The organism is Enterobacter cloacae complex sp. 2024EL-00227, from assembly GCF_043945315.1.
In the GTDB taxonomy this organism is placed as follows: Bacteria; Pseudomonadota; Gammaproteobacteria; order Enterobacterales; family Enterobacteriaceae; genus Enterobacter; species Enterobacter roggenkampii.
Window position 1 is genome coordinate 75,495 of sequence record NZ_JBIMQP010000011.1, and the last position, 23,038, is coordinate 98,532.

Consider the following 23,038-nt stretch of genomic DNA (forward strand, 5'->3'; position numbering starts at 1 on the left):
CCGCCGCGCACGACGTCTTACTCTTCGCGCAGAAGCTGTTCGACGGCGTCTACCACATCCTGAACGGTACGAACCGATTTGAAGGTTTCCGGCTTGATTTTCTTGCCCGTTTTCTTCTGCAGATGAACAATCATGTCCACCGCATCAATGCTGTCCAGCTCCAGGTCTTCGTAAAGACGGGCTTCAGGGGTAATATCCTGCGGGTCGATTTCAAACAGTCGGGTCAGAAGGCCACAGACTTCCTGATAAATGGTTTCTTGTTCGGTCATCGTGATCACATCTCAGGCGCGTTGAGCGTTGATAAAGGACGCCAGCGTGGCGACGGAAAAGAAGTGCTGGCGCATCTCTTCGCTTTCAGCAGAAAGCACCACGCCATACTGGTTTTTCACGGCCAGACCCAGTTCCAGCGCGTCGATAGAGTCGAGACCCAGCCCATCGCCAAACAGCGCGGCATCGGTATCAATATCCTCTGCGGTAAGCTCGTCCAGATTCAGCGTGGTGATAATGAGATTCTTAATTTCAAGATAAAGCGCTTGCATCATTAATTCCTGACAAAGATTGAAGGCCTGATGTTAATCGATGCTGTAGATGCCGGTTTAACTGCCTTGCCGCCAGCGCCGGTTCTTGTTCATTTGCATCGTAAAATTCGTCGATGTTCACGCGGTCGCGGACATCCACGGTGAAGACAGGTTTTTCTGGCGGCACATCATACCAGCGACTTTTTTTATCCAGCAGATGTTCGCTACAGTGGATCAGCACCACCCGCAGATCGCTGTTACAGCGCACGGCGATATTTGCTGCGCCGCGCTGGAGGGAAATAGCTTCGCCAGACCGGGTACGTGTGCCTTCCGGGAAGATTAACAGCGTGTCGCCCTGAGCCAGACGCTGCTGGCTTGCAGCCAGCAGAGGCTCGGCTTCGCTGTTAATCAGGTAATCCGCCGCGCGGATGACGCCGCTGACAAACGGATTGCGCAGCAGCGCGCTTTTCACCAGACAGTCGGTTTCTGGCATCACCGATGCCAGAATCACGTAGTCAATTAACGTGGGGTGGTTAGCCACCACCAGACAACCCCGATCGTTGCGCAGGGCGTCAAGATTGTGAATGCGATAGTCCAGTACCCCGAGGCCGCGGGCAACGGTCAGGAAGAAGCGGAAGCTGGCCGCAATGCTGCGCCGCGCAAGGCGACGGCGGTTGGTGCGGTCGCGCTGGACGATCAGCAGCAGGTTGAACCATACCAGTGACAGCAGCAGCCCGCCCACGCCAAACAGCACGAAGCAGAATCCGGTCATCACCAGACGCCATAACCAGTTAATTCGGGCAGTCAGGCGGTTCATGCGCGCGTCCATTGCCACAGCAAACGTTCGCCGGGTACCACAAACTGGCGCGCCTCGCTGAGATAGCGTTGCAGGAAGACCAGGCTTTGCGGAAGGGCGGGTTCATCCCCCGTGCTGCCGCTGCGGGTTTCACACTGCAATTCCTTGCCGGATTCAATCACCAGCGCCAGCGCGTAGGGCCAGGTGGGCATCTGGTGCGGTAACGCCGGGTGGTAAAATTCCGGCAGTGCGCCGTCAAAATCGACCAGCAAGACGCGGGAGTAGCCCGCCTGCAGCAGGCTCAGGACTTCACATAATGCCTGCTGGAAGGTGTCCAGCCCGGCAGAAATGGATGACGAGACGATTGCCTGGCGTGCGGTAATCGTGAGATTGCCCACCGCCGAGTTGTGCACGGACATGGCGAAGTCGGTAGGCGATACGGATTGCCCCGTCGCCAGAGCATGCAGAATACGGTAGTTGCGCTCCAGCTCGCCGTGGCGGCTGGAATAGACGACGGCATCAATGGCGTGGTGTTGCAGCATAGCGAGACCAATGTCCACCGCCAGCTTACTGCCTGAATTGAGGCGGCGCGCGGTCATCATGGGTAAAGCGGTCAGCCGGGGAAGCGGGGCCGCTGGATCGACGGGCAGCTGCAGGCGTGACCACGCCTGCCACTCTGTGGCATCGCTGAGTCCTGGGGCTCTCGCCTGCCAGTCGATAATGTTCAGTGAAAATTTCATCTACGCGCGTCCGCGAAAAAAAACCGTATTCAAAGGGCAGACCTGGCCACCCGGGCAGCTAAGCTGCTCTATTGTTCACGTTTGGTGCATATCAGCAGGGTATGACCGACCCCAAGGTTATCCAGACGCTGTTCAACGCTGAAACCTGCGCTCTCCAGGTAACGATAAAACGCCTCTACGCTGTAAAACCGGCTATTGCCATTCGCCATACAGGTGAAATAGAGCGAGGTGGCATTCAGGCTGAAAGAGGCCGCTTCAAACTTCTGGGCATCCCAGAAAAGCTCCATGATGCACAAACGTGCGCCTGGCTTCATGACCTGTGCGACGCGCGTCAGCATGGCGACAATCTGATCCGGAGAGAAACAATCCAGAAACTGGCTCATCCACCAGACGTCGGCCTCACCCGGCAAGGCTGCTGGGCTAAGCATATCGACAGCATGGAATCCAATACGATGAGAAAAACCTGCTTTTGCGATGTTTTCCTGCGCCAGCGCTATCTGCTGCGGCAGGTCGAGGATCGTCACGGCAACATTTTCGTCATAGCGGCAGCAGCGTAACGCCCATTTACCCGTATTTCCGCCCACATCGTACAATTTTGTCGGCGAGCTTGCGAATATATATGGCAAAGCGGCATCAAACGCGGCGTCGGAATAGTAATGATCAAAGGCGAACCAGCTCTCTTTCGCCTGAGCCGGTAATTGGGATAATGCCGGATAGATGGTTGGCCAGTTGCCAAACACCGCTAATCCCGCAGGTTTTTCTTCCTTCAGGGCGTCCGCCAGGTGAAATAGCCCTTTGTAACAAACGTCCTGAGTGAAATCCATATTTACGCGGGTCATTTCATCGTGCAGTAAAAAGTGGCCCACTTTTGCCAGAAAATAACGTCCATGCTGTTGGGTAACGATCCGCCCGCTTAATCCCATATCCAGCAGTACGCTGACGCCATAGCTGCCGAGCGTGCTGTGTTCGGTTATTTCCTCGAGGCTGGCACCCTCTTTACCTTGTTTATCGAGCCAGGCGAGAATGCCTGAGTTACGCAGACAAAGCGCGGTCTGAAATAACATCGGAGCAAAAGCGATGCGTTGCGCTTCGGTAATGGCATCCAGTGCGCTGAGCGTATCCTTTTCGTACATTGCTGCGTAACCTTTCAGGGCAAGAAATAAGGGTTATCGGGCCATATGCGGCCCGACTTTAGAAAAATATTACAGTGCGGCGCCCGCGGAGAGGTTCAGCTGAATATCGTGGTCGAGGTTATTCACCCAACGGTTATAATTTTTGTGAATTTTACCGTCAGCCGCTTTCAGGTTCATACTGCTTTCGTAGTTAATGGAATAGCTTGTTGCGGAATAAGGAATACGAACGTCGACCGAGTGGTCGCGCGCCTGCAGACGACCTTTGATAACGCCCGGACCGGCTTCCGTCATGATCCAGTCACGTTTTTGTCCTGCTTTCAAAATCGCGGTTTTTACCTGGTCGGCGGTATGACCCGCGCTCACAGTAGAGTGAACCTGAGCGATTGGGGCAGTACGCGCACAGCCTGCCAGTGCGCCAACGAATACGGCGGCAGCACACCATTTAACGATCTTTTTCATCAACAACTCCATATCAATAATAACAATTAAAGGTAGTGGTTTTTACAAATAATATTTATCCGGCGTTTCTTATGTGCCAGATGTTTTTTTAATCAATATTAAGGTTTGCATTACGTTGACGCGAAGGCGGGCATAATAACATGGAAAATAATTAACAATTTCATTTTTTTTAATTTGCGTTAAATCATGATTTGCGTTTCAACGTAATGCGACCGACGTAAACAAAAACAGAATTAATATTTCCTTAACGCAAATAAAAATACCGCGTCAGGTAATGAACGCGGTAATTTAAGGCGGATTATTGGCGGTTTAAACCTACCTATAAAGGTAGGTCAGCTACCCGGGCAACCGGCTTTTCGGCCTTCCCGGCCCGAGCAAAATGGCCAGCTTGCTGCCGCCTTTGGTGGTCTCCATCCAGATCTTACACACGCTGGTCAGGGGGACCGAGAGCAGCATACCGACCGGGCCCAGCAGCCATCCCCAAACCAGTAAGGATAAAAAGACGACCAGCGTCGACATGCCGAGCCGGTGCCCCATCATGCGTGGTTCGAGAATATTGCCCAGCACCATGTGAACGACGAGGAATAACGCGCCGACCAGCATACATTCGTAGAATCCGTTAAACAGAAACGCCTGAATCATCGGCGGCACGGCGGAAAGCACCGCGCCAATGTTGGGCACGTAGTTCAGCAGAAACGCCAGCACGCCCCACATCAGCGCGAACTGCACGTTCATCAGCATCAGCCCCAGCCAGACGATGATCCCGGTCCAGACGCTCAGCAGCGTTTTCAGCGCCAGATATTTAGAGACGCCCTTCAGCGCCCGGTGTAAGCCAGCAATGTGAATTTGTGGGTTATTCAGTGCAAAGCGCAGCTTATACGGGACGTGGCGGACTTCAAACAGCATAAACACCACCGTCATGACCAGCAGCAGAATGCTGGCCATCGCGCCGGAAAGCCCCGTCATCAAGGTGGTGGCGTAGGTCATGACCTTCTCGGAGTCCATCCTGCGCAGCATCCGTTCGGGTGAGATATGCAGATTAAGGAAAGGCACCATCTCCTGGAGTGCGACGATCTTCCGCGTCAGCTCTTTGTTGTACTGCGGCAGCATGGTGGAGAATTCACTCAGCGAGGCCGCCAGCACGCCGAAGAGCGCCGTCAGGGCAATCAGCATCACGATGACGACGATAGTGATGGCTACCGGGCGGCTAACGCCCCGGCGCAGAAACCAGGTGACCAGCGGATTAAGCACAATGGCAAAAAAGAGCGCCAGCAGGAGCTGAACTATGATGTCGGCGGCCGCATGGATACCCGCAAGGATAACCACCAGACAGGCGAGCTTTAATAAGATGTGGAGTCCTGCTTTGTCGGACGGGTTAGCGATCATGCGCGTTCCTTAGTGTGATGACCCGGTAAGTGTAGTGCCCGAGCCTCGCTTCGTCTGGCACCGTTAATCTGAAAGTCGCTGCTGATTTTCTTATTGGGGCGTGGTAATAGTGAAACACTGTTGTAAAAAATCCAGGTAGAACCCCATGCCCGAACCTGCCGCTGAACCGGCACTGAGCGGACTGCGCCTCAATCTGCGCATCGTTTCCGTTGTGATTTTTAACTTTGCCAGCTATCTCACCATCGGCCTGCCGCTGGCGGTTCTGCCGGGCTATGTCCATGACGTCATGGGCTTCAGTGCCTTCTGGGCGGGGCTGGTGATTAGCCTGCAGTATTTCGCCACGCTCCTGAGCCGCCCGCATGCCGGGCGCTACGCGGACACGTTCGGTCCAAAAAGCATCGTGGTGGTGGGATTGTGCGGCTGCTTCCTCAGTGGTCTGAGCTACCTGCTGGCTGCCTCAGCCAGCCACTGGCCGCTGGTCAGCCTGGCGCTGCTCTGCCTGGGCCGCGTCATCCTCGGCATTGGGCAAAGCCTGGCGGGAACCGGCTCGACGCTCTGGGGCGTGGGGGTTGTCGGGACGCCACACATTGGTCGGGTGATCTCCTGGAACGGGATTGTCACCTACGGCGCGATGGCGCTCGGCGCGCCGCTTGGCGTGGCCTGCTATGCGTTTGGCGGGCTGTATGGACTGTCGCTCACCATTATGGCGGTCGCGCTTGTGGCGATTCTGTTTGCGCTGCCGCGCCCGACAGTGAAGGCCAGCAAGGGCAAACCGCTGCCGTTCCGGGCGGTGCTCGGGCGGGTCTGGCCATACGGGATGGCGCTGGCGCTGGCGACCACCGGCTTCGGGGTCATCGCCACCTTCATTACCCTGTTCTATGACGCCAAAGGCTGGGACGGCGCGGCCTTTGCGTTAACCCTGTTCAGCTGTGCGTTTGTTGGTGCGCGCCTGCTTTTCCCTAACGGCATCAACCGTCTGGGCGGGCTGAACGTGGCGACGATCTGCTTTGCGGTAGAGATTGTCGGGCTGCTGTTGACCGGCGTAGCCAGCGCGCCCTGGATGGCGAAAATGGGCGTATTTCTCGCGGGAGCCGGTTTTTCACTGGTCTTCCCGGCGCTGGGCGTGGTCGCGGTAAAAGCGGTACCGCAGCAGAATCAGGGCGCAGCGCTGGCGACCTATACGGTATTTATGGATATGTCGTTAGGCATTACCGGCCCGCTGGCAGGGCTGGTAATGGCCCGGGCGGGGGTACCGGTGATCTATCTTGCCGCGGCGGGTCTGGTCATGATGGCATTGCTGCTGACGTGGCGGCTAAAAAAATGGCCCCCGGTGCAGGCACCGGAGGCCACGTCATCATCGTGAAACGTTACTGGATTACGATGGTGTTAATGATGTTTTCAGCAGCCGTCTGCGCTTTCTGCTGATCTTCCGCTGGCAGGGTGATCTGCAGGGTCAGGAGTTTGTTATCGACCTTGCCCAGCACGACAGAGGAGTACGCGGTCTGGCCTTTCGCAGAGATGATGCTGTCCAGCTGCTGCAGCTTATGGCCTTTCAGTTCGATGGATTTATTGGTCACGACCTGCAGCTGCGGGTCGCGGCCGCGCTGCTGATCTTCCAGACGTTTGGACAGGACCGCCAGATCTTCGCTGGTGTCGTCGCCCACAATCACAATGACCGCTTTCTGCCCGGTTGCGTCGGAGTAAACGTGCATGTTATTCGCCTGAGTGCCCAGCTTGCCGCTCTGGTCAGTCATATCGGCTGGCAGAGAGAAGCTGAGTTTGCCATCCATCAGATTCACCGGCTGGCCGGTCGCATTGCTTTCTGCGGATGCGCCCTGAGCAGGCGTTTTCGTGTCGCTGTTATCACAGGCTGCAAGACCCACAACCAGCAGGCCAATCCCGACATATTTAACCAGATTGCGCATTGACTTCTTCCTTTCGATAAACGGCCATAACGGCTCATTCGCTCATCTTATCACAACTGATAAAGCGAACCCTTAACCAGCCTGCAATGCCGTGATTTCAGATTTATCTGCCAGCCTTTTCAGCAGCATATTCAGCAGCACGCCGTACATGGGCAGGAAGAACACAATGCTGATGAGCACCTTGAAGCAGTAGTCCACCAGCGCGATTTCCATCCAGTGTTCGGCCATGAACGCATCCGGGCTACGCCAGAAGGCGATGAAGAAGAAGGCCAGCGTATCGCTCACGTTACCGAACAGCGTGGAGGCGGTGGGTGCCATCCACCAGCGATGATTCTGACGCAGGCGGTTAAACACGTGCACGTCCAGAATCTGCCCCAGCGCGTAGGCCATAAAGCTTGCTGCGGCGATACGGGCGACAAACAGGTTGAAGTGGGTTAACGCCTCAAAGCCCTGCCAGCTTCCCATATAAAACAGGGACGAAACCCCGTACGAGATGAACAGCGCCGGGAGCATGACCGCAAAAATAATGCGGCGAGCCAGCGGTGCGCCAAAAATACGCACGGTCAGATCGGTGGCGAGGAAAATAAACGGAAAACTGAACGCGCCCCAGGTGGTATGAAAACCAAAGATGGAGATAGGGAGCTGCACCAGATAGTTGCTGGAGGTGATCACCAGCAAATGGAAAAGCGAAAGCCAGAACAACGCTTTTACGCGCTGTGATTCAGAAAACTGCGTCATATTGTGACCTTTTTATACGTTGGGGTGAGGGAACCCAATAAAAACCGCAGCATGATACTGCTTTGGCGGGACATTGCAATGGTTAGTTTTTACGCAATCGTTAACCTGGTTTGCATTGACCGCAACGGGGCGTAAACTACAGCCGTTTTTACCTGACCGAGAAGATCATGACCGACCTGTTTTCCAGCCCAGACCACACTCTTGATGCCCAGGGCCTTCGCTGCCCGGAACCGGTAATGATGGTACGTAAAACCGTGCGCAACATGCAGACCGGTGAAACGCTGCTGATCGTTGCCGACGACCCTGCCACCACGCGCGACATTCCCGGTTTTTGTACCTTTATGGAGCATGAGCTGGTGGCGCAGCAGACGGAGACGCTGCCGTACCGGTATTTGATTCGTAAGGGGTAGCCCTCACTTATTTGGGGGGAGGTTGAGGGTATCAGGCCGCACCCATGCTTGAACCTGTTCCTGAATATTTAAAAGCGAGTTTAACGGTAGATGACCTGCCTCTGGACGTCCCTGCCTTCGAGCCGGAAGTTGATCAGTTGGAAAGCTATTGCAAGCTATTAACACAGTTGCTGTTGGCTCGTTCACTTTCAGAGAGTGATGAAAGAGTGGCTGGAGATTTGTTGCAAGGCTTAGTTGGGCTGTATAGCGGTATGTTGAAAGCACCGCGCTGGTTGCGTACAAATGAAGGCATCTTGCCACTGTGAAAAAAGTCGGGTGGCGCTAACGCTTACCCGACCTACGGGACTAGAGCCGTTGTAGGCCGGGTAAGGCGAAGCCGCCACCCGGCAAGAATACGGCGCCTGATGCCCTCTCCCACAGGGAGAGGGAGAACGTCATCCCTTCATCCACGCCCTGATCCCATCCAGGAACATCTGCGTTGCCATCATCACCAGAATGAGCCCCATCAGGCGCTCCAGCGCGTTTACCCCTTTTTCGCCCAGCAGGCGCAGGAACAGGGACGACTGCAGCAGGATGATAAACGTTCCGCCCCAGGCAATCAGCAGGGCAATCACCAGATGGCTCATCTGGTTCGGATACTGATGCGACAGCAGCATCAGCGTCGCCAGAATGGTCGGGCCCGCGACGAGGGGGATCGCCAGCGGCACAATAAACGGCTCTTCACCCGCAGGCAGGCCGCTGCTGCTGCCTTCCGCGCTCGGGAAAATCATCTTAATCGCAATCAGGAACAGAATAATCCCACCGGAAATCGACACGGTTTCAGCGCGCAGGTTCAGGAAGGCGAGAATTTTTTCACCCGCAAACAGGAAGATAAACATCACCAGCAGGGCGATGAGCAGCTCGCGGATCATGATCGCCCGGCGGCGCTTCGGCTCGGTGTGCTTCAACACCGACATGAAGATCGGCAGGTTACCCAGGGGATCCATTATCAGGATCAATAAAACCGCGGCGGAAATGATTTCACTCATGTAAATTATCCCTGAATTTCTCTAAGGTTATTATGATAATTAGCTGTATTTCTGATTGCCGGGCAATCATCGATTAATTTCGCTTGCGACTTTGGCAGCATTTTGTAATGTGAAGCATATCCCAGTTCAATACTGGCTTGCACAATCAGCACACACCCTCAGCAGGAAAAAAATGCTATGAAAAACGTTGGTTTTATCGGCTGGCGCGGTATGGTCGGCTCTGTACTCATGCAACGCATGGTTGAAGAGCGCGATTTCGACGCTATCCGCCCGGTCTTCTTCTCCACTTCCCAGCTCGGCCAGGCTGCTCCGTCCTTTGGTGGTACCACAGGCACGTTGCAGGATGCTTACGATCTGGAAGCGCTGAAGGCACTCGACATTATTGTGACCTGCCAGGGCGGCGATTATACCAACGAAATCTATCCAAAGCTGCGTGAAAGCGGCTGGCAGGGCTACTGGATTGACGCGGCCTCTTCGCTGCGCATGAAAGACGATGCCATCATCATTCTCGACCCGGTTAACCAGGGCGTGATCGCCGATGGCCTGAACAACGGCGTAAAAACCTTTGTTGGCGGTAACTGCACCGTCAGCCTGATGCTGATGTCCCTCGGCGGCCTGTTCGCGCAGGATCTGGTGGAGTGGGTCTCCGTGGCGACCTACCAGGCGGCGTCCGGCGGCGGCGCGCGTCATATGCGCGAACTGCTGACCCAGATGGGCCAGCTGCATCAGAGCGTTGCGACCGAGCTGGCAAACCCGGCGTCGGCTATTCTCGATATCGAGCGTAAAGTGACCGAGCTGACCCGCAGCGGCGAGCTGCCGGTGGATAACTTTGGCGTACCGCTGGCCGGCGGCCTGATCCCGTGGATCGACAAGCAGCTGGATAACGGCCAGACCCGCGAAGAGTGGAAAGGCCAGGCCGAGACCAACAAAATCCTCAATACCGCGAACACCATTCCGGTTGACGGTCTGTGCGTGCGTATCGGCGCGCTGCGCTGCCACAGCCAGGCTTTCACTATTAAACTGAAAAAAGATGTGTCTATTCCGACCGTGGAAGAGCTGCTGGCCGCGCACAACCCGTGGGCGAAAGTGGTGCCAAACGATCGCGATATCACCATGCGCGAGCTGACCCCTGCAGCGGTGACCGGCACGCTGACCACGCCGGTTGGCCGTCTGCGTAAGCTGAACATGGGGCCGGAGTATCTCTCCGCGTTCACCGTTGGTGACCAGCTCCTGTGGGGCGCCGCTGAGCCGCTGCGCCGCATGCTGCGCCAGCTGGCGTAATAATTTGTTAAATACCGGGGGTGATTTTCACCCCTTTTTTTTGCGTACTACATGGAGTAACACGCGTATGTCTTATTTTTTATCAGGAGTCATTTAGAGCGTTGGCTATGCTTTAAGGAAGAGTCATTTCTTACCTGAGGTTCGAACGGAGCAGAATGGATGCACATTTTTGTGCTGTCCCGTTCAGGTCACATTAAAAGTCGTCCCGGAGCGCTTAAAAAGGACGACATAAAAACAGGATGAATACCATGTCCGATCGTGTGGATAGAGACGTGATTAATGCGCTTATTGCGGGTCATTTCGCTGACCCCTTTTCTGTGCTTGGGATGCACCGTACTGAGGCAGGCCTGGAAGTTCGTGCCCTGTTGCCGGATGCCACAGAAGTCTGGGTGATTGAACCCAAAACCGGCCGCAAAGTCGGTAACCTTGAATGCCTCGATTCCCGTGGCTTCTTCTCGGGCGTGATGCCCCGTCGTAAAAACCCTTTTCGCTATCAGCTCGCCGTTCTCTGGCACGGCCAGCAGAACCTGATTGACGATCCCTACAGCTTTGGCCCTCTGCTTAAAGAGATGGATGCCTGGCTGCTCTCCGAGGGGACCCATCTGCGTCCTTATGAAACGCTGGGCGCCCATGCCGATACCATGGACGGCATCACCGGCACGCGGTTCTCCGTGTGGGCGCCCAATGCCCAGCGCGTCTCCGTTGTCGGCCAGTTCAACTACTGGGACGGCCGCCGTCACCCGATGCGCCTGCGTCGGGAAACCGGTATCTGGGAGCTGTTTATCCCCGGGGCACACCACGGGCAGCTTTATAAATTCGAGATGATCGACGCCCACGGCAAGCTGCGCATTAAAGCCGACCCGTATGCCTTCGAAGCGCAGATGCGCCCGGATACCGCGTCGCTGATCTGCGGCCTGCCGGAGAAGGTCGTCCAGACGGAGGAGCGTAAACAGGCCAACCGTTTTGATGCGCCAATATCCGTTTATGAAGTCCATCTCGGCTCCTGGCGCCGCCATACCGATAACAACTTCTGGCTGAGTTACCGGGAGCTTGCCGACCAGCTGGTGCCATACGCCAAATGGATGGGCTTTACCCACCTTGAGCTGCTGCCGGTCAACGAGCATCCGTTCGACGGCAGCTGGGGCTATCAGCCCACCGGGCTGTATGCGCCGACCCGCCGCTTCGGCACCCGCGACGACTTCCGCTATTTCATTGATGCCGCGCACGCCGCCGGGCTGAACGTGATCCTCGACTGGGTGCCGGGCCATTTCCCGGCGGATGATTTTGCGCTGGCAGAGTTTGACGGCACGAAGCTGTACGAGCACAGCGATCCGCGCGAAGGCTATCACCAGGACTGGAACACGCTGATCTACAACTACGGTCGCCGTGAGGTCTCAAACTACCTGGTCGGGAATGCCCTGTACTGGATCGAGCGGTTTGGCATCGATGCCCTGCGCGTGGATGCGGTGGCGTCGATGATCTACCGCGACTACAGCCGCAAAGAGGGGGAGTGGATCCCGAACGAGTTTGGTGGCCGCGAAAACCTGGAAGCGATTGAATTCCTGCGTAATACCAACCGCATTATCGGCGAGCAGGTGGATGGTGCCGTGACCATGGCGGAAGAGTCCACCGACTTTGCGGGCGTCTCCCGTCCGCCGTCATTGGGCGGCCTGGGGTTCTGGTATAAGTGGAACCTGGGCTGGATGCACGACACGCTCGACTACATGAAGCTGGATCCGGTTTACCGTAAGTATCATCACGACAAGCTGACGTTCGGGATGCTCTACAACTACACCGAAAACTTCATGTTGCCGCTGTCGCACGATGAGGTGGTACACGGTAAAAAATCGATTCTCGACCGCATGCCGGGCGACGCGTGGCAGAAGTTTGCCAACCTGCGCGCCTATTACGGCTGGATGTTTGCCTTCCCGGGCAAGAAACTGCTGTTCATGGGCAATGAGTTCGCCCAGGGGCGCGAGTGGAACCACGACGCCAGCCTCGACTGGCATCTGCTGGAAGGCGGCGACAACTGGCACCACGGCGTGCAGCGTCTGGTGCGCGATCTGAACCTGACCTACCGCCACCACAAAGCGCTGCACGAACTCGACTTCGATCCGTACGGCTTTGAATGGCTGGTGGTGGACGACCACGAGCGCTCGGTGTTTGTCTTTGTGCGTCGTGACAAAGCGGGTAACGAGATCATCGTCGCCAGCAACTTTACGCCGGTGCCGCGCGAACATTACCGCTTCGGCATTAACCAGCCGGGCAAATGGCGCGAAATTCTGAATACCGACTCGATGCACTACCACGGCAGCAACGCCGGTAACGGTGGGCTGGTACAGAGCGACGCCATTGAAAGCCACGGGCGACCCAACTCCCTGAGCCTGACGCTGCCGCCGCTTGGCACCATCTGGCTAATGCGGGAGGGCGAATGACGCAGCTTACGGCAGGTAAACCCGAACCGCTCGGGGCGCATTTTGACGGAAAAGGGGTGAACTTCACCCTCTTTTCCGCTCACGCCGAGCGGGTTGAACTGTGCGTGTTTGACGGGGAAGGTAACGAGCACCGTTACGATTTACCCGCGCGCACGGGGGATACCTGGCACGGCTACCTGGCCGGAGGACGGCCCGGTATGCACTATGGCTTTCGCGTTCACGGTCCGTGGGATCCCGCGCAGGGGCACTGGTTCAACCCGGCGAAGCTGCTGATTGATCCGTGCGCGCACCGCGTGGACGGCGAATTTAAAGATGATCCGCTCTTCCACGTGGGCTACGGCGAGCCCGACCACCGCGACAGCGCGCCCGTCGCGCCAAAAAGCGTGGTGGTGAACGATCTTTATGACTGGGAAAACGATGCCCCGCCGCAGACGCCGTGGGGCAAGACCGTCATTTATGAAGCCCACGTCAAAGGGCTGACGAACCTGCATCCGTCGATCCCCAAAGAGATGCGCGGCACTTACAAGGCGCTCGGGCATCCCACCATGATCGCCTACCTGAAACACCTCGGCATCACCGCCCTGGAACTGCTCCCCGTCGCCCATTTTGCCAGCGAGCCGCGTCTGCAGCGGCTGGGGCTGAGCAACTACTGGGGCTATAACCCGCTGGCGATGTTCGCGCTCGAGCCGCGCTATGCCGTCCATCCGGAAAAGGCGCGGGACGAGTTCCGCGATGCGGTGAAGGCGCTCCACGCGGCGGGCATTGAGGTCATTCTGGACGTGGTGCTGAACCACAGCGCAGAAAGCGATCTCGACGGCCCGACGCTCTCCATGCGCGGAATTGATAACCGTAGCTATTATTGGATCAGGCACGATGGCGATTATGAGAACTGGACCGGCTGCGGTAACACGCTCAATCTCAGCCACTCGGCGGTCACGCACTTTGCGTATGAATGCCTGAAATACTGGGTGCAGACGTTCCACGTCGACGGTTTTCGTTTCGACCTGGCGCCGGTGATGGGACGCACGCCGGCGTTCAGCCAGCAGGCGCCATTGTTTGAGGCGATAAAAAACTGTCCGGTGCTCTCGCAGGTGAAGCTGATTGCCGAGCCGTGGGACATCGGTGAAGGCGGTTATCAGGTCGGGAATTTCCCGCCGCTGTTTGCCGAGTGGAACGACCACTACCGCGACGCCGTACGCCGCTTCTGGCTGGAGCGGAACCTGTCGCTGGGGGAATTTGCCGGGCGCTTTGCCGCGTCGAGCGATCTCTTTAAGCGCGACGGCAAACGCCCGTCGGCCACCGTTAATCTGTTGACGGCGCACGACGGTTTTACGCTCAGGGACTGCGTTTGTTTCAATCAGAAACACAATGAGGCGAACGGCGAAGAGAATCGCGATGGCACTAACAATAACCATAGCTTTAATCATGGTATAGAAGGGTTAGGCGGAAGTCTGGATGTGATAGAGCGGCGACGCGCCAGCGTTCATGCGCTGCTGACAACGCTTTTACTGTCGCAGGGCACGCCGATGCTGCTGGCAGGCGACGAGCATGGTCACAGCCAGCACGGTAACAACAACGCCTATTGCCAGGACAACACCTTAACCTGGCTCGACTGGGGTGAAGCCAACAGCGGGCTGATTCATTTTACCGCTGCGCTGATCCATCTTCGCCAGCAGATCCCCGCGCTGACCGCCAACAGCTGGTGGGAAGAGGGTGACGGCAACGTTCGCTGGCTGAATAAAGACGCGCAACCGTTAAGCGCGCAAGAGTGGCAACACGGCGTACCACGCCTGCAAATCCTGCTGTCGGATAAATGGCTGGTCACGCTGAACGCGACGGATGACGTCGCAGAGATTGTTTTACCTGACGGGGAGTGGCGAGCCGTTCCCCCCTTTGCCGGAGCGGATAATCCGGTAGTAATGGCTGTCTGGCACGGGCCTGCGCACGGAGTGTGCGTATTCCAAAGATGATAAAAAAGGAGTTAGTCATGGTTAGATTAGAGAAGAACGATCCCTTAATGTTGGCACGCCAGCTACCATTAAAAACGGTTGCCCTGATACTTGCGGGCGGGCGTGGTACCCGTCTGAAAGATTTGACCATCAAGCGCGCCAAGCCGGCCGTTCACTTTGGTGGTAAGTTCCGTATTATCGACTTTGCGCTCTCCAACTGCCTGAACTCGGGCATTCGCCGCATTGGCGTCATCACGCAGTATCAGTCGCACACCCTGGTGCAGCATATTCAGCGCGGCTGGTCATTCTTCAGCGAAGAGATGAACGAATTTGTCGATCTCCTTCCTGCGCAGCAGCGCGTTCACGGCGAGAACTGGTATCGCGGGACAGCGGATGCGGTGACCCAGAACCTCGACATCATTCGTCGCTATAACGCGGAATACATTGTGATCCTCGCCGGGGACCACATTTACAAGCAAGATTACTCCCACATGCTGATCGACCACGTCGAAAAAGGGGCCCGCTGCACCGTGGCGTGTCTGCCCGTGCCCGTTGCTGAAGCGACGGCGTTTGGCGTCATGCACGTGGATGCCGACGACAAAATTATCGACTTCGTTGAAAAACCGGCGAACCCGCCAACCATGCCGGGCGATGACACCAAATCGCTCGCCAGCATGGGGATCTATGTCTTTGACGCAGATTATCTTTATGAGCTGCTGGAAGAAGACGACAAAGACGAAAACTCAAGCCACGACTTCGGTAAAGACATCATTCCGAAAATCACGAAAGCTGGCATGGCGTATGCACATCCTTTCCCGCTGTCCTGCGTGCAGTCCGACCCGAATGCGGAACCGTACTGGCGCGATGTGGGCACGCTGGAAGCGTACTGGAAAGCGAACCTCGATCTGGCATCGGTCACGCCTGAACTGGATATGTACGACCAGAACTGGCCGATTCGTACCCATATGGAGTCGCTGCCGCCAGCCAAATTCGTGCAGGACCGCTCCGGCAGCCACGGCATGACGCTGAACTCGCTGGTGTCCGGCGGGTGCATCATCTCCGGTTCGGTCGTGGTGCAGTCGGTGCTGTTCCCGCGCGTGCGGATAAATTCATTCTGTAATATCGATTCGGCAGTCTTATTGCCGGACGTCTGGGTAGGGCGCTCGTGTCGTCTGCGTCGTTGCGTGATCGACCGTGCCTGCGTCATCCCTGAAGGGATGGTCATTGGGGAGAATGCGGAAGAAGACGCGCGTCGTTTCTACCGTTCGGAAGAGGGGATCGTGTTAGTCACACGGGAAATGTTGCGGAAGCTGCAAATCAAACAGGAGCGATGATGCAGGTTTTACACGTATGTTCTGAGATGTTCCCGTTATTAAAAACGGGCGGTCTGGCAGATGTGCTTGGCGCATTACCGGCGGCGCAAATCGCCGGAGGCGTGGATACCCGAGTCCTGCTGCCCGCCTTTCCGGATATCCGGCGCGGTATACCTGATGCAAAAGTGGTGACCCGCCGTGAAACGTTTGCCGGACGCATTACCCTGCTGTTTGGACATTACAATGGCGTAGGGATTTACCTGATCGACGCGCCGCATTTATACGATCGCCCGGGTAGCCCGTATCACGATACGAACCTGTTCGCCTATACCGACAACGTGCTGCGCTTTGCGCTCCTCGGCTGGGTTGGAGCAGAAATGGCGACGGGGCTGGATCCGTTCTGGCGTCCGGATGTGGTGCATGCGCACGACTGGCACGCCGGGCTTGCCCCGGCGTATCTCGCCGCGCGCGGCCACCCGGCGAAATCGGTCTTTACCGTGCATAACCTGGCCTATCAGGGGATGTACTACGCCCATCACATGAATGACATCGATCTGCCATGGTCTTTCTTTAACATGCACGGTCTGGAGTTTAACGGGCAGATCTCGTTCCTGAAGGCGGGGCTGTACTACGCCGATCACATCACGGCGGTGAGCCCAACCTACGCGCGTGAGATCACCCAGCCGGCGTTTGGCTACGGCATGGAAGGGTTGCTGCAGCAGCGCCACCGCGAAGGCCGCCTGTCGGGCATTCTGAACGGCGTGGATGAACAGATCTGGAGCCCGGAGACCGATCTCCTGCTGGCGGCGCGCTATGGCCGTGATTCCGTGGAAGACAAAGCGGAAAACAAACGCCAGCTGCAGATTGCGATGGGCCTGAAGGTTAACGACAAAGTGCCGCTGTTCGCCGTCGTAAGCCGCCTGACCAGCCAGAAAGGGCTGGATCTGGTGCTGGAGGCGCTGCCCGGTTTACTGGAGCAGGGCGGGCAGCTGGCGCTGCTCGGCGCGGGCGACCCGGTATTGCAGGAAGGTTTCCTTGCCGCCGCCGCGGAACATCCGGGGCAGGTGGGCGTACAGATTGGCTACCACGAGGCGTTTTCGCACCGCATTATGGGCGGCGCGGACGTCATCCTGGTGCCGAGCCGTTTCGAACCCTGCGGCCTGACGCAGCTTTACGGCCTGAAATACGGCACCCTGCCGCTGGTGCGCCGCACGGGCGGACTGGCGGATACGGTATCGGATAGCTCACTGGAAAACCTGGCGGACGGTATCGCCAGCGGGTTTGTCTTTGAGGACAGTAATGCCTGGTCGCTGCTTCGGGCGATTCGGCGTGCTTTCGTCTTGTGGTCCCGTCCATCGCTGTGGCGCTACGTCCAACGCCAGGCGATGTCCATGGACTTTAGCTGGCACGTTGCGGCGCAGTCATACCGCGATCTCTATCAACGCTTGATGTAACGAGGCGAAGTTACTGATATGAACGCTCCATTTAGCTACTCTTCACCCACGCTCAGCGTTGAGGCGTTAAAGCACTCCATCGCCTACAAGCTGATGTTCACCATCGGGAAAGATCCGGTTATTGCCAACAAGCACGAGTGGCTGAACGCCACCCTGTTTGCGGTGCGCGACCGCTTAGTTGAACGCTGGCTGCGCTCAAACCGCGCCCAGCTCTCGCAGGAGACGCGTCAGGTTTACTATCTGTCGATGGAATTTTTGATTGGCCGCACGCTGTCCAATGCGCTGTTGTCGCTCGGTATTTATGACGACGTCAAAACCGCACTGGAAGAGATGGGGTTAGATTTAGAAGAACTGATCGACGAAGAGAACGACCCGGGCCTCGGTAACGGCGGTCTGGGACGTCTTGCCGCCTGCTTCCTCGACTCGCTGGCGACGCTGGCGCTGCCGGGCCGCGGCTACGGTATTCGCTACGATTACGGTATGTTCAAACAGAACATCGTCGACGGGCGTCAGAAAGAGTCCCCGGACTACTGGCTGGAGTACGGCAACCCGTGGGAGTTCAAGCGCCACAACACGCGCTACAAGGTGCGCTTTGGCGGGCGTATTCAGCAGGAAGGAAAAAAATCCCGCTGGGTGGAAACGGAAGAGATCCTGGCCGTGGCCTACGACCAGATTATCCCCGGCTACGACACCGATGCCACCAACACGCTGCGCCTGTGGAGCGCTCAGGCCAGTAGCGAAATTAACCTCGGTAAATTTAACCAGGGTGACTACTTCGCGGCGGTGGAGGATAAAAACCACTCCGAGAACGTATCCCGCGTGCTGTACCCGGATGACTCGACCTACTCAGGCCGCGAGCTGCGCCTGCGTCAGGAGTATTTCCTCGTTTCGGCGACCATTCAGGACATCCTCAGCCGCCACCATCAGCTGCACAAAACCTACGCCAACCTGGCGGAGAAAACCGCGATCCACCTTAATGACACCCACCCGGTGCTCTCCATTCCGGAGCTGATGCGCCTGCTGATCGACGAGCATAAGTTCAGCTGGGACGACGCCTTTGAGGTGACCTGCCAGGTGTTCTCGTACACCAACCACACGCTGATGAGCGAAGCGCTGGAGACGTGGCCGGTGGACATGCTTGGCAAAATCCTGCCGCGCCATCTGCAGATTATCTTTGAGATTAACGACTACTTCCTCAAGACGCTGCAGGAGCAGTATCCGAACGATACCGGCCTGCTGAGCCGCGCGTCCATCATTGATGAGTCGAACGGCCGCCGCGTGCGCATGGCCTGGCTGGCGGTTGTCATCAGCCACAAGGTCAACGGCGTGTCCGAGCTCCACTCGAACCTGATGGTGCAGTCGCTGTTTGCGGACTTCGCGAAGATCTTCCCGACGCGGTTCTGCAACGTGACCAACGGCGTCACCCCGCGCCGCTGGCTGGCGCTGGCTAACCAGCCGCTCTCGGAGGTGCTGGACGAGAATATCGGCCGCACCTGGCGTACCGATTTGAGCCAGCTGAGCGAGCTGGAACAGCATATTGATTTCCCGACGGTGAACAAAGCCGTGCGCGAAGCCAAGCTGCTGAACAAAAAGCGTCTGGCGGTCTGGCTGGCGATGCACCTGAACGTGGTGGCAAACCCGAAAGCGCTGTTCGACGTTCAGATCAAACGCATCCACGAATACAAGCGTCAGCTGATGAACGTGCTGCACGTGATCACCCATTACAACCGCATTAAGGCCGACCCGACGGCCGAATGGGTGCCGCGCGTGAAGATCTTCGCCGGTAAGGCGGCGTCGGCCTACTACATGGCGAAGCATATTATTCATCTCATCAACGACGTGGCGAAGGTGGTTAACCAGGATCCGGACATTGGCGACAAGCTGAAGGTGGTGTTCATTCCGAACTACAGCGTCAGCCTGGCGCAGCTGATCATCCCGGCGGCGGATCTCTCTGAGCAGATTTCTACGGCGGGCACGGAGGCATCCGGCACCAGTAACATGAAGTTTGCCCTTAACGGCGCGCTGACCATCGGCACGCTGGACGGGGCGAACGTCGAGATGCTGGAGCACGTGGGCGAAGAGAATATCTTTATCTTCGGTAATACGACGGAAGAGGTAGAGGCGCTGCGCAGGAAAGGCTACTCGCCGCGTCAGTATTACGAAGAGGATGAAGAGTTGCGTCAGGTGCTGACGCAGATTGCAACCGGCGTGTTTAGCCCTGATGAACCGAGCCGCTACCGCGATCTGGTAGATTCGCTGATTAACTTTGGCGATCACTATCAGGTGCTGGCGGATTACCGCAGCTACGTCGACTGTCAGGATAAGGTGGACGAACTGTATCGCCAGCCTGAGAAGTGGACCAGCGCCGCGATGTACAACATCGCCAATATGGGCTATTTCTCGTCAGACAGGACCATCAAGGAGTATGCCGAGACGATCTGGCATATTGATCCGGTGAGGTTGTAAAAACAAAGCCCGGTGGCGCTGCGCTTACCGGGCCTACGGGATCGAGTAGGCCGGGTAAGGCGGAGCCGCCACCCGGCTTTTTTGTATTAGGACGCCAGCGACAGCTCACGTTTCGCCGCATGTTGCAGCAACCACTGCGCCACGCGAGACTGCTGTTCGGCGTTGAGCCACATCCCTTCTTTGGTACGGCGCCAGATAGCATCATCCAGACGACGCACCCACTCGTGCTCAACCAGATAACGCAGCTCGGCTTCGTACAGCTCGTGACCGAAATGCTCGCCCAGATCGGCAATCTCTTTTGCATCACCCAGGATCAGCTCGGTATTGCTGCCGTAGGTGCGGGCATAGTGGCGCGCCATCCCTTCGGTGATGAACGGGAAGCGACGGCGCAGCTTCGCGGCGTAATCATCGCGGTTATCGCCGATATCACCGCCAGGCAGTACCGCGCCCTTGGTCCATGCCGGGCCAATGCCTTTATAGTACGGCGCCAGTTTTTCCAGCGCGTGCTCGGCCAGCTTGCGGTAGGTGGTGAGCTTGCCGCCAAACACGGACAGCAGCGGCGCCTGACCGTCTACGTCGTGAATATCGAGCGTATAGTCGCGGGTAATGGCCTGCGGTGAATCAGACTCGTCATCGCACAGCGGACGCACGCCGGAGTAGGTCCAGACCACGTCGTCGCGCGACAGCTGTTTCTTAAAGTGCGCGTTATACACTTTAAGCAGGTAGTTCACTTCGCTCTCGTCGATCTCGACGTTCTTCGGATCGCCTTTGTACTCCACGTCGGTGGTACCGATGATCGAGAATTCGTCCATCCACGGGATGACGAACACGATGCGCTTGTCTTCGTTCTGCAGAATGTACGCCTGCTTCTGGGTATGCACGCGCGGCACCACAATGTGGCTGCCTTTGATCAGGCGGATGCCGTACGGGGAAGGCAGATGCATGCCCTCGTCAAAGAACTGTTTCACCCACGGGCCGGTGGCGTTCACCAGGCCGCGCGCTTTCCAGCTGAACTTCTCGCCGGTATCGATATCTTCCGCCTCGACAATCCACAGGCCGTTTTCACGGCGGGCAGAGGTCGCGCGAGTGCGGGTTTTCACCTCGCCGCCTTTCTTCTCAACCATCTGCGCGTTCGCCAGCACCAGGCGGGCATCGTCCACCCAGCAGTCGGAATATTCGAATCCGCGCACGATTTCCGGCTTAAGGACCGATTCTGAGCCAAAACGCAACCCTTTCGAACCCGGGAGGCTGGTGCGTTTACCCAGATGATCGTACATAAACAGACCAATTCGGATCATCCACGCCGGACGCAGATGCGGGCGATGGGGCAGGCGGAAGCGCATCGGAATCGCCAGATGCGGGGCCATTTTCAGCAGCACTTCACGTTCGGCCAGCGCTTCGCTGACCAGGCGGAATTCGTAGTGTTCCAGGTAGCGCAGGCCACCGTGAATCAGTTTGGAGCTGGCGGACGACGTCGCGCAGGCGAGATCGTTAGCTTCCAGCATCAGTACGGATAAACCGCGTCCTGCGGCATCGACCGCAATACCGGCACCGTTGATGCCACCGCCTATCACAATCAGATCTTTGGTTTCCATAACACCCTCATGCACTTTCGTTAAAGCTCAGAAATGTTCGATATCGCTCATAATAGCAAAAGAACGCGCTTTTGGTAACATCAAAAAAACAATTTAGAGTGATATGGATAACATAATGGCGTTTACCCGCCGCCAGGACGTACACTACGGGGTAAAATCTTGTCGTTGACCACTGTTAAGAGAACACCATGGATCAGTTTGAATGTATTAACGTAGAAGAAGCCCACCAGAAGATGCACCAGGGAAAAGCGGTGCTGGTGGACATCCGCGATCCGCAGAGTTTTGCGATGGGCCATACGCCGGGCGCGTTTCATCTCACCAACGACACGCTGGGCGCGTTTATGCGCGATAACGACTTCGACACGCCGGTGATGGTCATGTGCTACCACGGCAACAGCAGCAAAGGCGCGGCGCAGTATCTGCTTCAGCAGGGTTACGACGCGGTTTACAGCGTCGACGGCGGTTTCGATGCCTGGCATCGTCATTTCCCGGCGGAAGTGGAATACGCGTTTGAGCGCTGATCCCGCTATACTGTCCCCTTTTGTGTGGAAATAAGCGACCGCTGCCCATGTTGATGATCACCTCTTTTACCAACCCGCGCGTCGCCCAGGCGTTTGTCGACTATATGGCGACGCAGGGCGTTATTCTGACTATTCAGCAACATACGCAAACCGACGTCTGGCTGGCCGATGAGAGCCAGGCCGGGCGGGTAAACGAGGAGCTGGCGCGTTTTCTTGAGAACCCTGGCGACCCGCGCTATCTCGCGGCCAGCTGGCAATCCGGCCAGACCGGCAGCGGATTGCACTACAGCCGCTTTCCCTTCCTTGCCACCCTTCGCGAGCGCGCGGGCCCGTTTACGCTGCTGCTGATGGCGGCCTGCATCATTGTCTTCATTATCATGAACGTGGTCGGCGACCAGAGCGTGATGATTGCCCTGGCGTGGCCCTATGATCCGTCGCTTGAGTTTGACGTATGGCGCTACTTTAGCCACGCGCTGATGCACTTCTCGGTGATGCATATCCTCTTCAACCTGCTCTGGTGGTGGTATCTCGGCGGTGCCGTTGAAAAGCGTCTGGGCAGCGGCAAGCTGATCGTTATCACCATCATCAGCGCGCTGTTGAGCGGCTACGTACAGCACAAGTTCAGCGGCCCGTGGTTTGGCGGGCTGTCGGGTGTCGTCTATGCCCTGATGGGCTACGTCTGGCTTCGCGGGGAGCGCGATCCGCAAAGCGGCATCTATCTGCAACGCGGATTGATAACCTTTGCGTTAATATGGCTAATTGCCGGATGGTTTGATCTGTTTGGTATGTCTATCGCCAACGGTGCGCACGTCGCCGGGCTGGCCGTGGGGCTGGCGATGGCCTTTGCCGACACGCTCCATGCGCGAAAACGAACATAATTCTCAGGGATAA

The 23,038-nt window shown here is 57.0% G+C and carries 22 protein-coding genes; 11 read left to right on the forward strand and 11 right to left on the reverse strand.

What is annotated here, in order from left to right:
* Positions 1 to 17: 17 nt before the first annotated feature.
* The 7 genes from ACHH0Z_RS18420 to ACHH0Z_RS18450 all read right to left on the reverse strand — a co-directional run bounded on the left by ACHH0Z_RS18420 (position 18) and on the right by ACHH0Z_RS18450 (position 5,032).
* Positions 18 to 269, reverse strand: a complete 252-nt coding sequence (locus tag ACHH0Z_RS18420) for an acyl carrier protein (RefSeq protein ID WP_008503082.1) — start codon at positions 267 to 269, stop codon at positions 18 to 20.
* 12 nt (positions 270 to 281) lie between these two features.
* Positions 282 to 539 carry a phosphopantetheine-binding protein gene (locus ACHH0Z_RS18425; RefSeq protein WP_008503081.1) on the reverse strand — a complete coding sequence of 86 codons (258 nt, stop codon included), beginning with the start codon at positions 537 to 539 and terminating at the stop codon, positions 282 to 284.
* Positions 520 to 1,335 carry a 1-acyl-sn-glycerol-3-phosphate acyltransferase gene (locus ACHH0Z_RS18430; RefSeq protein ID WP_008503080.1) on the reverse strand — a complete coding sequence of 272 codons (816 nt, stop codon included), beginning with the start codon at positions 1,333 to 1,335 and terminating at the stop codon, positions 520 to 522. Before ACHH0Z_RS18430 ends, ACHH0Z_RS18425 begins: the two co-directional genes overlap by 20 nt.
* Positions 1,332 to 2,054, reverse strand: a complete 723-nt coding sequence (locus ACHH0Z_RS18435) for a beta-ketoacyl synthase chain length factor (protein WP_008503079.1) — start codon at positions 2,052 to 2,054, stop codon at positions 1,332 to 1,334. The genes ACHH0Z_RS18430 and ACHH0Z_RS18435 overlap by 4 nt, the downstream gene beginning before the upstream one ends.
* A gap of 68 nt (positions 2,055 to 2,122) precedes the next feature.
* Positions 2,123 to 3,187 (reverse strand): class I SAM-dependent methyltransferase, encoded by a 1,065-nt coding sequence (locus ACHH0Z_RS18440; protein ID WP_008503077.1) that lies wholly within the window; start codon positions 3,185 to 3,187, stop codon positions 2,123 to 2,125.
* Positions 3,188 to 3,256: 69 nt separating this feature from the next.
* Positions 3,257 to 3,646 carry a hypothetical protein gene (locus ACHH0Z_RS18445; RefSeq protein WP_008503076.1) on the reverse strand — a complete coding sequence of 130 codons (390 nt, stop codon included), beginning with the start codon at positions 3,644 to 3,646 and terminating at the stop codon, positions 3,257 to 3,259.
* A gap of 336 nt (positions 3,647 to 3,982) precedes the next feature.
* Positions 3,983 to 5,032: an AI-2E family transporter gene (locus tag ACHH0Z_RS18450; protein ID WP_008503075.1), complete on the reverse strand. Its 1,050-nt coding sequence runs from the start codon at positions 5,030 to 5,032 to the stop codon at positions 3,983 to 3,985.
* Between the two features lie 145 nt (positions 5,033 to 5,177).
* Between ACHH0Z_RS18450 and ACHH0Z_RS18455 the strand changes: the two genes are divergently transcribed.
* Positions 5,178 to 6,395: an MFS transporter gene (locus ACHH0Z_RS18455; protein WP_023326240.1), complete on the forward strand. Its 1,218-nt coding sequence runs from the start codon at positions 5,178 to 5,180 to the stop codon at positions 6,393 to 6,395.
* Between the two features lie 4 nt (positions 6,396 to 6,399).
* On the opposite strand, the gene ACHH0Z_RS18460 is transcribed toward ACHH0Z_RS18455, so the two are convergent.
* Positions 6,400 to 6,957: a DcrB family lipoprotein gene (locus ACHH0Z_RS18460; RefSeq protein WP_008503073.1), complete on the reverse strand. Its 558-nt coding sequence runs from the start codon at positions 6,955 to 6,957 to the stop codon at positions 6,400 to 6,402.
* Positions 6,958 to 7,029: 72 nt separating this feature from the next.
* Positions 7,030 to 7,695 (reverse strand): 7-cyano-7-deazaguanine/7-aminomethyl-7-deazaguanine transporter, encoded by a 666-nt coding sequence (locus tag ACHH0Z_RS18465; RefSeq protein ID WP_008503072.1) that lies wholly within the window; start codon positions 7,693 to 7,695, stop codon positions 7,030 to 7,032.
* A gap of 167 nt (positions 7,696 to 7,862) precedes the next feature.
* On the opposite strand from ACHH0Z_RS18465, the gene tusA reads away from it, so the two are divergent.
* Positions 7,863 to 8,105 (forward strand): sulfurtransferase TusA, encoded by a 243-nt coding sequence (gene tusA / locus ACHH0Z_RS18470; RefSeq protein ID WP_017693840.1) that lies wholly within the window; start codon positions 7,863 to 7,865, stop codon positions 8,103 to 8,105.
* 44 nt (positions 8,106 to 8,149) lie between these two features.
* On the forward strand, positions 8,150 to 8,410 hold the full coding sequence (locus ACHH0Z_RS18475) for a hypothetical protein (RefSeq protein WP_045408612.1): 261 nt from the start codon (positions 8,150 to 8,152) through the stop codon (positions 8,408 to 8,410).
* A 129-nt stretch (positions 8,411 to 8,539) separates the two neighbouring features.
* Here ACHH0Z_RS18475 and yhgN read toward each other — a convergent pair whose 3' ends face one another.
* A complete protein-coding gene (gene yhgN / locus ACHH0Z_RS18480; RefSeq protein WP_003861574.1) occupies positions 8,540 to 9,133 on the reverse strand; it encodes an NAAT family transporter YhgN in 594 nt (197 codons plus the stop codon).
* Positions 9,134 to 9,310: 177 nt separating this feature from the next.
* Between yhgN and asd the strand changes: the two genes are divergently transcribed.
* From asd to glgP, 6 genes are all read left to right on the forward strand, one after another.
* Positions 9,311 to 10,414, forward strand: a complete 1,104-nt coding sequence (asd, locus tag ACHH0Z_RS18485; protein ID WP_021242179.1) for an aspartate-semialdehyde dehydrogenase — start codon at positions 9,311 to 9,313, stop codon at positions 10,412 to 10,414.
* 248 nt (positions 10,415 to 10,662) lie between these two features.
* Positions 10,663 to 12,849, forward strand: coding sequence for a 1,4-alpha-glucan branching enzyme (glgB, locus tag ACHH0Z_RS18490; protein ID WP_045408609.1), 2,187 nt, complete (start codon positions 10,663 to 10,665; stop codon positions 12,847 to 12,849).
* A complete protein-coding gene (gene glgX / locus ACHH0Z_RS18495) occupies positions 12,846 to 14,819 on the forward strand; it encodes a glycogen debranching protein GlgX (protein WP_045408607.1) in 1,974 nt (657 codons plus the stop codon). The genes glgB and glgX overlap by 4 nt, the downstream gene beginning before the upstream one ends.
* A gap of 17 nt (positions 14,820 to 14,836) precedes the next feature.
* Positions 14,837 to 16,132, forward strand: coding sequence for a glucose-1-phosphate adenylyltransferase (gene glgC, locus ACHH0Z_RS18500; RefSeq protein WP_008503066.1), 1,296 nt, complete (start codon positions 14,837 to 14,839; stop codon positions 16,130 to 16,132).
* Positions 16,132 to 17,565: a glycogen synthase GlgA gene (gene glgA / locus ACHH0Z_RS18505; protein ID WP_008503065.1), complete on the forward strand. Its 1,434-nt coding sequence runs from the start codon at positions 16,132 to 16,134 to the stop codon at positions 17,563 to 17,565. The genes glgC and glgA overlap by 1 nt, the downstream gene beginning before the upstream one ends.
* 18 nt (positions 17,566 to 17,583) lie before the next feature.
* The gene (gene glgP, locus ACHH0Z_RS18510; protein WP_008503064.1) at positions 17,584 to 20,031 is read left to right on the forward strand and encodes a glycogen phosphorylase; all 2,448 of its coding nucleotides are present in this window, start codon (positions 17,584 to 17,586) and stop codon (positions 20,029 to 20,031) included.
* 86 nt (positions 20,032 to 20,117) lie between these two features.
* Here the strand turns inward: glgP and glpD are convergent, their stop codons facing one another.
* Positions 20,118 to 21,626, reverse strand: coding sequence for a glycerol-3-phosphate dehydrogenase (gene glpD, locus ACHH0Z_RS18515; RefSeq protein ID WP_032664751.1), 1,509 nt, complete (start codon positions 21,624 to 21,626; stop codon positions 20,118 to 20,120).
* 188 nt (positions 21,627 to 21,814) lie between these two features.
* Here glpD and glpE point away from each other — a divergent pair, with 188 nt between their 5' ends.
* Complete coding sequence (gene glpE / locus ACHH0Z_RS18520) at positions 21,815 to 22,147, forward strand: thiosulfate sulfurtransferase GlpE (RefSeq protein ID WP_008503062.1); 333 nt, start codon at positions 21,815 to 21,817, stop codon at positions 22,145 to 22,147.
* A gap of 47 nt (positions 22,148 to 22,194) precedes the next feature.
* The gene (gene glpG / locus ACHH0Z_RS18525) at positions 22,195 to 23,025 is read left to right on the forward strand and encodes a rhomboid family intramembrane serine protease GlpG (protein WP_023345039.1); all 831 of its coding nucleotides are present in this window, start codon (positions 22,195 to 22,197) and stop codon (positions 23,023 to 23,025) included.
* Positions 23,026 to 23,038: the final 13 nt, after the last annotated feature.